The sequence below is a fragment of the Streptomyces coryli genome, assembly GCF_011044975.1.
Classification (GTDB): domain Bacteria; phylum Actinomycetota; class Actinomycetes; order Streptomycetales; family Streptomycetaceae; genus Streptomyces; species Streptomyces coryli.
The window spans coordinates 1-9,760 of record NZ_JAAKZV010000276.1 but is presented as its reverse complement, the minus strand read 5'-3'; the positions used below and the strand labels follow the sequence as shown (position 1 = coordinate 9,760).

Below are 9,760 nucleotides of genomic sequence, written 5' to 3'. Positions count from 1 at the left end.
ACCTCGCCCCGCCCCCCACCCGGCGCCACGCCGACGAACTGGTCGGCCTCGGCGACGACGCGTGGGAGACACTGCGCCTGACGCCGGGCTGGACCGAGCAGGAGGTGAGCGCGTCATGAGCCAGACCGTCGACCGCGCCCTGTCCATCCTCCCCCTCCTCGCCGAGGGCCCCGCGGGCCTCGAGCAGGTCGCCACCCGCCTCGGCGTGCACAAGTCCACCGCCATGCGGCTGCTCCGTACGCTCCACGAACACGGCCTGGTCTACCGCCAGGAGGACCAGCGCTACCGCCTCGGCGCCCGCCTCTTCGCCCTCGCGCAGGAAGCCGTCGAGAACCTCGACATACGCGAGATCGCCCACCCGCACCTCGTCAAGCTCAACGAGGCCACGGGCCACACCGTCCACCTCGCCGTATACGAGGAGAAGGAGGTGCTCTACATCGACAAGGTGGAGAGCCGCTATCCGGTACGGATGTACTCCCGTATCGGCAAGCCCGTCGCGATCACCGTCGCGGCCGTGGCGAAGCTGCTCCTCGCCGACCTCCCCGAGCCGGAGCGGCGCGCCGTCGCCGAGCGGCTCGACTACCCCACCTACACGCCCCGTTCGACGCCGAACGCCGACGCCTTCCTGAAGGAGCTGGCCAAGGTGCGCGAGCAGGGCTGGGCCACCGACCTCGGCGGCCACGAGGAGTCCATCAACTGCATCGGCGCCCCCATCCGGGACGCATCCGGCCGTACGGTCGCCGCGGCGTCCCTGTCGGCGCCGAACGTGGTCGTCTCCGCGGACGAACTCCTCGCCCTCTTCCCGCAGCTGCGCCGCACCGCGGAGGCGATCAGCGACGACTACTCAGGGAGAACCCACCCCACATGAGCGACAAGACGGCCTACACCCCCGCCACCCACACCGCCCCGCCCGCGAAGTTCTCGCACGGCGTCCGCAAGGGCAACCTGCTCCAGGTCGCCGGCCAGGTCGGCTTCCTGCCCGCCGAGGAGGGCAAGGCCCCCACCCCCGCCGGGCCGACCCTGCGCGAGCAGACCCTGCAGACCTTCGCCAACGTCAAGGCGATCCTGGAGGAGGGCGGCTCCTCCTGGGAGGACGCGATCATGATCCGCGTCTATCTGACGGACGTGGCGCACTTCCCGGAGTTCAACGAGATCTGGAACGAGTACTTCGCCGACCTGAAGGCGCCCGCCGCGGCCCGTACCACCGTGTACGTCGGCCTGCCGCCGGGCCTGCTGGTCGAGGTCGACGCGCTGGCGGTCGTCGACTGATCTTGCCCTTGCGAGACCCCTTCTTCACGCATCACCCCGCCGGGACGGCGCACGCACCCACGCAGCACGCGCCGTCCCGCGGTCCCCCCTGCCCGAAAACCCCCTGAACGGAAGCTGCTCATGCTCATCGCAGCCGAACCACCCCCCACGCCACCGCACACGGGCGGTCTCCTCACCGTCATCGACGGCACCGCGGGCCTGCTCACGGTCGCCGTCCTCGGGATCGCCCTCCTGCTCTTCCTGATCATCAAGGTCCGGCTGCAGCCCTTCGTCGCCCTCCTCGCCGTCTCCATAGCCAGCGGCCTCGCGGCCGGCCTCTCCGTCACCGAACTCTTCGGCACGGTGCAGAAGTCGGACGCGATATCCCAGATCGAAGCCGGGATGGGCGGCATCCTCGGACACGTAGCGATCATCATCGGCCTGGGCACCATGCTCGGCGCGATCCTCGAAGTGTCCGGCGGAGCGGAGGCGTTGAGCTCCCGCCTGCTGAACCTCTTCGGCGAGAAGCGCGCGCCCCTCGCCATGGGCCTGACCGGCCTGATCTTCGGCATCCCGGTCTTCTTCGACGTCGGTATCTTCGTGCTCGCGCCGATCGTCTACGCGGCCGCCAAGCGCAGCGGCAAGTCGATCCTGCTCTACGCGATGCCGCTGCTCGCCGGCCTCTCCATGACGCACGCCTTCCTGCCGCCGCACCCGGGCCCGGTGGCCGCGGCCGGGCTGCTGCACGTGGACCTCGGCTGGATCATCCTGATGGGCGTCGTGGTCGGCATCCCGTCGGTCATCGCGGCCTGGGCGTACGCCGCGTGGATCGGAAAGCGGGTCTTCGTGCCCGTACCGCAGGACATGCTGGAGGCGGCCGAGGAGGCGAAGGCGGCGGTGGCGGCGGACCGCAAGGACGGTCCGCACGGTCCCACTGATGAGACGCCGGTGTCGCTCGGCACCGTCCTCACCATCATCGGCACCCCGCTGGTCCTCATCCTCGCGGCGACCTTCTCCTCCATCGCCTTCGACCCGTCGACCACCCGCTCGGTGATCGAGTTCCTCGGCCACCCCTTCGTGGCGCTCACCATCGCGCTGCTGATGGCGTACTACCTGCTGGGCATCCGCCGCGGCTGGTCCCGCAAGTCCCTGGAGACGGTCTCGACCGCCTCCCTGAAGCCCGTCGGCAACATCCTCCTCGTCGTCGGCGCCGGCGGTATCTACGGCAAGGTGCTGCAGGTCAGCGGCATCGCCGACGCCCTCTCCGACGCCTTCAACGACGCCGGCCTGCCGGTCATCCTGCTCGCCTGGCTGATCTCCGTCGTGCTCCGCGTCGCCCAGGGCTCCGCGACGGTCGCGATCGTCACGACCGCCGGCATCGTCGCCCCGCTGCTCCAGAACGGCGACTACTCGCAGGCCCATCTCGCCCTGGTCATCATGGCGATCTCGGCCGGCTCGATCTTCGCCTCGCACGTCAATGACGGCGGCTTCTGGATCGTCGCGAAGTACTTCGGCATCTCCGAGCGCGACACCCTGAAGTCCTGGACGGTCCTGGAATCGGTGCTGTCGGTCGCGGGCTTCGCGGTGGCGGCGCTGGTCAGCCTGGTCGTCTAGCTCTCGCCGAGGGATCTAGCCGAGGGACGGCACCACGGTCCTCGCCACCGCGACCGCTTTCTTGCAGGCGGTCGTGGTGTCGAGGCTGCTTTCGGTCTCATCGCTGTACGTCACGGAGACCAGCTCGCCGTAGCCCGTGGCCTGGTCCGGGGTCGGCGTCGCCACCCGGCGCCAGGAGACATCGCAGTTGGTCGTGATGTCCTTCTCCTTCGCCTGGATGGCCCGCACGCCACCGCCGAGGTCGACCGGCTGCCCGTCCGCCGCCTCGAGCGGCAGGCCCTTGAAGAACCGCACGGACACCTGCGGGTAGTCCGTATCGCCCGCCCACATGTCGCACGTGTGCAGGTCGTTGACCTCCACCCACGGCTTCTTGCCGAGCGCGGTCGCCACGGCCTGCTTGTCGGCGGCCGTGCACGGGTCGGTGGCCAGGACTGAGCGGGCCGGCTTGCGGTACTGCGGGGGCCCCGCGTGGATCGCGTCCACGACCTCGGCCAGCGCCTTCTTCCCGGCGGCGCAGGCGTCGCCGCCCGCGTACTCGACCTGGAAGGTGATGGCCAGCGACGTCTCGTACGACGTCAGGACGGACGTCCAGCACTGCTTGGGGGCGTCGTCGTCATCGATGACCAGGGGGAGGCCTTTGAGCTTCTCCGTCGGATCGTCCACGACGGTCAGCTGGTCGCCGACACGCAGCGTCAGCTCGACGGTCCCGCCGCTCGCGTCCTTCACGTCGGCGCTGCACACGCCCCACTCGGGGGACGACTGGCTGTCGGGTGCGACGGTGCCGAGCTTGCCGAGCGTCCTGGCGTTGAGCAGCCCGCACGGGTCCACGTTCCGCAGCGCGGCCGGTTCCACGGCGGGATCCTTGATCTCGGGGCTCGGCCGCGCGGAGGTCTCCGGCTGGTCCTCGGCGGCCGGCGACGCATCACCGCCGCTGCCGCAGCCGGCCGCGAGCAGGAGCAGCGCTGTGGCTGCTGTGACTATGGAGTGGCGCCGTAACTTCCTGTTGTCATTGAACATTTGGGGGAGCGTAGTGGTCCCTCAGGCACCGACCGCCTGCGGCCCCCGGAAAGTCCGCCGGTACGCGTTCTCAGGATGCGGCTGCGTTACGGAAGGTGCTCCTGTGAAACTATGGCACCTACGGGGGGCGTTACAACATGGGCTCCTCGTCCTGTGAGCAACAAGGCTCACCGAAGCTGAACTCTCGAAAGCCGGGGAAATGCGCAAGGGACGTTGGGTAGTTGCCGCTGTTGTCGCTGTTATGGGACTCACGCTCAGTGCGTGCGGAGGGGACGAGGAGCCGTCGTCCGCGTCGTCTCCGAGCGAGTCCGAAGCGAGCGCGCCGAAAGATGAGTCGAGCGCGCCGGAGGACAAGGCGAGCGAGGACGGCGCGGCTGAGGCCGGGAACGTCAAGACCACCGCTCCGGGCACGAAGCTGAAGGTGGGCGAGACGGCGACCGTTCCGTTCAAGGTCGGCGACAAGAAGGGAACCATCTCGATCACCGTGACGGCGATCGACAAGGGCACGAGCGCGGACCTCAAGGCAGGTGGCGCGAACAACGCCGACAAGATCGACGCGTACTACGTCAAGTCGAAGATCGAGAACGCCGGCGGCACCGACCTGTCCTTCAGCTCCGTCTCCGGACTGCGGGTGTTCGCGGCGAACGGCGGCCCCACCGGCGCGGTTCTCAGCGGTGAGATCCCGGGCAAGTGCGAGAGCGAGTCCGCGCCGGACGACTTCGCCAGTAAGGGCGCGTCGTACGAGAGCTGCGACCTGAGCGGGGCGGCGAAGGGCAACGCCATCGGCGGCGTGGAGTACGAGGGCAGCACCGGCCTCGAGCCCAACCCGTACGAGGACAAGGCGATCACCTGGGTCAAGTGACCCGGAGCGCGCAAGCGGCCCCTGGTGGGCGGGTGCACGTCCAAGACTGCCCGACTTGCCAGGGGCTTCGTGTGCCCTGCTGCTACGCGACCGCCTGCGGCCCCCGGAAAGTCCGCCGGTACGCGTTCGGCGTCGTCTCCAGCCGCCGCAGGAAGTGGTGCCGCAGCGTCGCGGCATTGCCAAAGCCCGCCCGCGCCGCGATCGCGTCGACGGTCAGATCAGTCTCCTCCAGCAGATGCTGGGCGTGCAGCACCCGCTGCCCCAGCATCCATTGATACGGGGTGCTCCCGGTCTCCTGCTGGAACCGCCGCGCGAACGTCCGCGGCGCCAGATGCACCAGCGCCGCCAGCTCCTCGACGGTGCTCTCCTGGTCCAGGTGGTCCTGCATCCACGCGAGCGCTTCCCCGATCGCGTCGTCCCCGCACCGCTCCGGCACCGGGCGCTGGATGTACTGCGCCTGCCCGCCGTCCCGGTGCGGCGGCACCACCATGCGCCGGGCGATGGTGTTCGCGACCTTGCTGCCCTGCTCCTGTCGTACGAGCGACAGGCAGGCGTCGATCCCGGACGCGGTCCCGGCCGAGGTGATCACCGGCCCGTCCTGTACGTACAGCACGCCCGGCTCCAGCTCCGCGCGCGGGTACTGGCGCGCGAGGTCGTCCGCATGCCGCCAGTGCGTGGTGCACTGCCGCCCGTCCAGCAGCCCGGCGCGCCCCAGCAGGAACGCCCCGGTGCACACGGACAGCACGTACGCCCCCCGGTCCACGGCGGCGCGCAGCGCCTCGAGGAGGTCCTCCGGGAACTCCCGCGAGATGAACTGCTGTCCGGCGGGCACGGCGACGAGATCCGCCTCGGCGATCCGGTCCAGGCCGCGGTGGCTCGGCGTCACGGCCATCCCCGGGTGCAGCCGGATCGGCGGCTCCTCGCCGGCGACGGTGGCGAAGTCGTAGACAGGGAGCCCCTGATCGCTGCGGTCGATCCCGAAGACCTCGCAAATGACGCCCATCTCGAAGGCGTTGACGTCGTGGGTGAGGACGCAGACCACGTTGTTCAGCATGTCTGCCAGCGTACCGCCGAAGTGGCAGTAATTCGATGCCTTACGGCAGTGCTGCCACTCGTTGCGTACGCAAGAAGAAGGAACCATAGAGGCATGAACACGAACTCGGCATTCGACATCGTCCTCTACGTCCTCTCCCTCCTCGCCTTCACGGCGGTGCTGCTGGCCCCGTCGATCGTCGGCCACGCCCGCGACCTGCGCATCGACCGGCAGCTGCGCCGGGCCGAGGGCCGTAACGAGCGGCGCGGCGGCGGGGTGCAGCACGACTTGGCGGCCTGACACCCACCCGGAGCGAAGCCCCGCGCACGCGCCCTTGTCGACATCCGCGTCTTCCGCGATCATGCGGCGACAAAGTCAATGGGGACGAGTGAGCGCGGGGAGGCCACATGGCCGAAAAGACCGACACCGGCGGCGCCGAGCTGTCGATGCGCAAGGCGAGCTGGCGCCATGTGGGCCCGGGCATCGTGGTGGCCGCGACCGGCGTCGGCGCCGGCGACCTGGTCGCCACGCTCATCGCGGGCAGCAAGTTCGGCTACACCCTGATGTGGGCGGCCGTCATCGGCTGTCTGGTCAAGATCTCCCTGGCCGAGGCCGTCGGCCGCTGGCACCTGGCCACCGGCCGCACCCTCTTCGAGGGCTGGCGCACGCTGGGCTCGTGGACCACGGTCTACTTCGTCATCTACGTGGTGATCTGGGGCTTCGTCTACGGCGCCACGGCGATGTCGTCCTCGGCGCTGCCGCTGCACGCGCTCTTCGGCGGGATGGAGCTCAAATACTGGGCGATCCTGTGCGGCCTGGTGGGCCTGGCCTTCGTCTGGTTCAACAAGTACGCGGTCTTCGAGAAGGTCATGACGATCCTGGTCGGCGTCATGTTCGTGATCGTCGTCTACGTGGCGATCCGCGTCTCGCCCGACATCGGCGCCTCCTTCGCCGGCCTGGCCCCGGTCCTCCCGGACGGCTCGATCCTCTACACCCTCGGCCTCATCGGCGGCGTCGGCGGCACGATCACGATGGCCAGCTACGGCTACTGGGTCAACGCCAAGGGCTGGACGGACTCCAGCTGGATGAAGGTGATGCGGCTCGACAACCGCGTCGCGTACGTCACGACAGGCATCTTCGTCGTGGCGATGCTGATCGTCGGCGCCGAGCTGCTGCACGCGTCCAACATCGCGCTGGCGGAGGGCGACAAGGGCCTCCTGAGCCTCTCCGACATCCTCGAGAGGCGCTTCGACGAGACGACGGCGAAGCTCTTCCTGATCGGCTTCTTCGCCACGTCCTTCACCTCGCTGATCGGCGTCTGGCACGGGGTGAGCCTGCTCTTCGCGGACTTCGTGGAGTACTACCGCAAGCAGCGGGCCGAGATCATGTTCGCCGACGCCGCGCCGCCCACCACCGACTCCGCGGTGGCGGAGGTGGCCGAGGGCCAGCGGGAAACGTCCGTCCCCTTCCGCGCGTACGTCCTGTGGCTGACCTTCCCGCCCATGGCCCTCCTCTGGTGGGACCAGCCCTTCCAACTGGTCATCATCTACGGCGTCCTGGGCGCCTTCTTCATGCCCTTCCTGGCCCTGACCCTGGTCTGGCTCCTGAACACAAGCCGCACCCCACATGAATGGCGCAACGGCTGGCTCAGCAACGGCATGCTGACAGCGGCGGGCTTGCTCTTCATCGTGCTGTGCGTGCAGCAGGTGCGGGAGCTGCCCTGGTAGTTCTCCCGCGAACTCCCGCTGCAGGTGGCGACGTTGGGTCCTGGGACCCATGCGACAGCTGTCCACCTGCCGTATGTTCGAAGCTCTTGAGTGAGCTCGGTGCGGGTGGGGGAGTGGGGCTGAGATGCGTCGGCGGGGCGGCAGAGCGCGCGGGTGGCGTCGGAAGCTGAGCTTGTCGCGGCAGTTCGGGTTGCGGCACTTCGACCGCGGCCAGGGGGCCACGGAGTACGTCGGCGTGATCGCGGTGGTCGTGGCCATCGTGGGTGCGCTGCTGATGACGACGGTGGGCGACACCATCGCGCAGGGCATCAGCACCCAGGTGTGCAAGGTCACCGGCGGCGACAACTGCGGTAAGAACGGCGACCCGCAGGCCGACGGCTCCAACGGCAGCGGCGACGACCAGGGCGGCGACGACGGAGGTGACGGTCCCGCCAACAACACCGGCGCGACGGACCCGCTGACCACTCCGGAGCAGCAGGCGTACGACAAGGCCAAGAGCGATCTGGACAAGGCGCTCACGGAGTACGGCGTCACCAAGGCGGATCTGAAGAAGGCCGCCATGGAATTGATCAAGATCGCCGGTGAGGAGAGCGGGCTCACCGACGCGCTGAAGTGCATAACCGAGGGTGATGGCAGCGCCTGCACCGAGACGGTCATCAACGCGTTGCTGATGGTCGTCGGCGGGATGCCGTTGAAGCTGGCGAAGAAGTATCTCTTCAACCCGAAGAAGGCCTGGAACGTCGGCAAGTCGATCGTCAAGAACGGCACGAAGATCGGCAAGGGCCTGAAGAAGCTCTACGACCAGAGCAAGAAGATCGAGAGGCTGAAGAAGAAGGCGGCCGAGCTCAAGGAGAAGGCCGATGCCGCCCGGAAGAAGCGCAAGAAGGAGCTGTGCCAGGTCGCGTATGTCCCGGCGAAGCCCCGCGGGCCCACGTACCAGCAGGCGGTGTACACCCACGACGCCCCGGCCCGCGCGCCCAACGGCGTCGCCTACGCAGCCCTGCCGGGCAAGAAAGACCGCCCGTACTCGTACTTCGACCGCGGCGGCTACCGGAACTACGTGCTGGTCGACAAGAACGGCAAGGTCTACTACTCCGGGATGTTCGGCGGGAAGGAGACGCCCAAGAGCGTCCAGTACCGCCACAGCAAGAACAACAACAGGTTCAACCCCGCGAAGGGCGACCGCATCCGAGTCCTCCCGGGCACCAGGACGTACGGCGAGTCCAGGCTCCTCGAGCAGCGCACGGCCGAGAAGTACAAGACGGTCATCGGCAAGAAGGGGAAGGACTACCGCGGCAACCGGCAGAACCCCCTGGGTGCGGACAAACGCGCGGAGTACGAGCGCTACGAGACGAAGAAGAAGCAGAAGATGGCGGAGTGGCGAAAGAAGAACTGCCAGTGAACGTCCCGCAGGTCTCGTCCGGCCTTCTCCGACCTCACCCTTGACCGGCGGTACGCTGGCGCGCAGCAACGAGGTAGGAGGGACGGGAGTCCGATGAAGAAGAAGTCCGGTCCCGCCGTCGGCGACATCCTGGCCGTGCCGGCGGCGAACGGCGAGTTCCACTTCGCCGTGGTGCTGGCGGCCGAGGACGCCTTCGGGCTCCCACTGGGGTTCTTGCGCGGCTCGTACGAGACCCAGGAGTGGCCGCCCGCTTCCGCCGCCGCCCCGGACGTCCGCCCCCATGCCGTCTACACCGACGACGACGCCGTGCGGTCCGGCGACTGGACCGTCGTCGCCCACGAGCCCGCCCTCGTGCCCCGCTTCCGGCCGCCGGAGATCTACCACGCGGCCGGCGCGGACGCCGACCTGATGGAGCTGATGGGCGAGTCCGGCAGCGTCGGCCAGTTCGGTATGGCCGAGACCGCGGACGGCAGCACCCGGCAGCTGGACGAGGCAGAGGCCCGCGCGATCGGGCTCCTGGACGGCTCGTACGACCAGGTGACCCTGAGCGGTTACCTGCCCGGCCATTTGAAGGCCCTGGGCCTGTAGCGCCCGCAGCCGAGCGGGCGGAACCGGACTGTCAAAGGAACCGCGATGAGCGACTCCCCGCTGCCCCCACTGCCCGCCGACGTACTGGAAGACGCAGCTGACGCGCTCGGCTGGCTGATCGAGGACATGGCCGAGGAGCTCGAGGAGGCACCCACGCTCGAGGAGGTCCTCGACGTACTCGGATGGGGGCTCCCGGAGGCCGTCGAGGATCTGGCCTCCCCATTCAAACCCCCGATCCACTTCACGGCACACCTCGACGGCGCCCGCGC

At 68.9% G+C, this 9,760-nt stretch carries 11 protein-coding genes; 9 read left to right on the top strand and 2 right to left on the bottom strand.

Translation table 11 applies throughout. The features are described from left to right. Nucleotides 1-115: 115 nt before the first annotated feature. From G5C51_RS35995 to G5C51_RS35985, 3 genes are all read left to right on the top strand, one after another. The gene (locus tag G5C51_RS35995; RefSeq protein ID WP_165244065.1) at nt 116-868 is read left to right on the top strand and encodes an IclR family transcriptional regulator; all 753 of its coding nucleotides are present in this window, start codon (nt 116-118) and stop codon (nt 866-868) included. Continuing rightward, complete coding sequence (locus G5C51_RS35990) at nt 865-1,269, top strand: RidA family protein (RefSeq protein ID WP_165244054.1); 405 nt, start codon at nt 865-867, stop codon at nt 1,267-1,269. Before G5C51_RS35995 ends, G5C51_RS35990 begins: the two co-directional genes overlap by 4 nt. 120 nt (nt 1,270-1,389) lie before the next feature. Further along, complete coding sequence (locus tag G5C51_RS35985) at nt 1,390-2,862, top strand: GntP family permease (protein WP_165244052.1); 1,473 nt, start codon at nt 1,390-1,392, stop codon at nt 2,860-2,862. 15 nt (nt 2,863-2,877) lie between these two features. Here G5C51_RS35985 and G5C51_RS35980 read toward each other — a convergent pair whose 3' ends face one another. After that, a complete protein-coding gene (locus tag G5C51_RS35980; RefSeq protein ID WP_165244050.1) occupies nt 2,878-3,879 on the bottom strand; it encodes a DUF3558 family protein in 1,002 nt (333 codons plus the stop codon). Between the two features lie 241 nt (nt 3,880-4,120). Between G5C51_RS35980 and G5C51_RS35975 the strand changes: the two genes are divergently transcribed. Further along, nucleotides 4,121-4,741, top strand: coding sequence for a hypothetical protein (locus G5C51_RS35975; RefSeq protein ID WP_206314690.1), 621 nt, complete (start codon nt 4,121-4,123; stop codon nt 4,739-4,741). A gap of 82 nt (nt 4,742-4,823) precedes the next feature. Here the strand turns inward: G5C51_RS35975 and G5C51_RS35970 are convergent, their stop codons facing one another. Next, nucleotides 4,824-5,795 (bottom strand): GlxA family transcriptional regulator, encoded by a 972-nt coding sequence (locus G5C51_RS35970; RefSeq protein WP_165244048.1) that lies wholly within the window; start codon nt 5,793-5,795, stop codon nt 4,824-4,826. A 93-nt stretch (nt 5,796-5,888) separates the two neighbouring features. Between G5C51_RS35970 and G5C51_RS35965 the strand changes: the two genes are divergently transcribed. From G5C51_RS35965 to G5C51_RS35945, 5 genes are all read left to right on the top strand, one after another. Further along, nucleotides 5,889-6,074: a hypothetical protein gene (locus tag G5C51_RS35965; protein ID WP_165244046.1), complete on the top strand. Its 186-nt coding sequence runs from the start codon at nt 5,889-5,891 to the stop codon at nt 6,072-6,074. A gap of 107 nt (nt 6,075-6,181) precedes the next feature. Further along, nucleotides 6,182-7,501 (top strand): Nramp family divalent metal transporter, encoded by a 1,320-nt coding sequence (locus G5C51_RS35960; protein ID WP_165244044.1) that lies wholly within the window; start codon nt 6,182-6,184, stop codon nt 7,499-7,501. A gap of 172 nt (nt 7,502-7,673) precedes the next feature. Next, a complete protein-coding gene (locus G5C51_RS35955) occupies nt 7,674-8,903 on the top strand; it encodes a hypothetical protein (RefSeq protein WP_165244042.1) in 1,230 nt (409 codons plus the stop codon). A 93-nt stretch (nt 8,904-8,996) separates the two neighbouring features. Continuing rightward, the gene (locus G5C51_RS35950; RefSeq protein WP_165244041.1) at nt 8,997-9,491 is read left to right on the top strand and encodes a hypothetical protein; all 495 of its coding nucleotides are present in this window, start codon (nt 8,997-8,999) and stop codon (nt 9,489-9,491) included. 45 nt (nt 9,492-9,536) lie between these two features. Next, on the top strand, nt 9,537-9,760 hold a 224-nt coding region (locus G5C51_RS35945; protein ID WP_165244039.1), incomplete at its 3' end, for a hypothetical protein.

Bases quoted from the DNA above. Each gene is read 5' to 3' on its own strand.
- G5C51_RS35995 (WP_165244065.1), top strand. From the start codon at position 116: ATGAGCCAGACCGTCGACCGCGCCCTGTCCATCCTCCCCCTCCTCGCC.
- G5C51_RS35990 (WP_165244054.1), top strand. From the start codon at position 865: ATGAGCGACAAGACGGCCTACACCCCCGCCACCCACACCGCCCCGCCC.
- G5C51_RS35985 (WP_165244052.1), top strand. From the start codon at position 1,390: ATGCTCATCGCAGCCGAACCACCCCCCACGCCACCGCACACGGGCGGT.
- G5C51_RS35980 (WP_165244050.1), bottom strand. From the start codon at position 3,879: ATGTTCAATGACAACAGGAAGTTACGGCGCCACTCCATAGTCACAGCA.
- G5C51_RS35975 (WP_206314690.1), top strand. From the start codon at position 4,121: ATGGGACTCACGCTCAGTGCGTGCGGAGGGGACGAGGAGCCGTCGTCC.
- G5C51_RS35970 (WP_165244048.1), bottom strand. From the start codon at position 5,795: ATGCTGAACAACGTGGTCTGCGTCCTCACCCACGACGTCAACGCCTTC.
- G5C51_RS35965 (WP_165244046.1), top strand. From the start codon at position 5,889: ATGAACACGAACTCGGCATTCGACATCGTCCTCTACGTCCTCTCCCTC.
- G5C51_RS35960 (WP_165244044.1), top strand. From the start codon at position 6,182: ATGGCCGAAAAGACCGACACCGGCGGCGCCGAGCTGTCGATGCGCAAG.
- G5C51_RS35950 (WP_165244041.1), top strand. From the start codon at position 8,997: ATGAAGAAGAAGTCCGGTCCCGCCGTCGGCGACATCCTGGCCGTGCCG.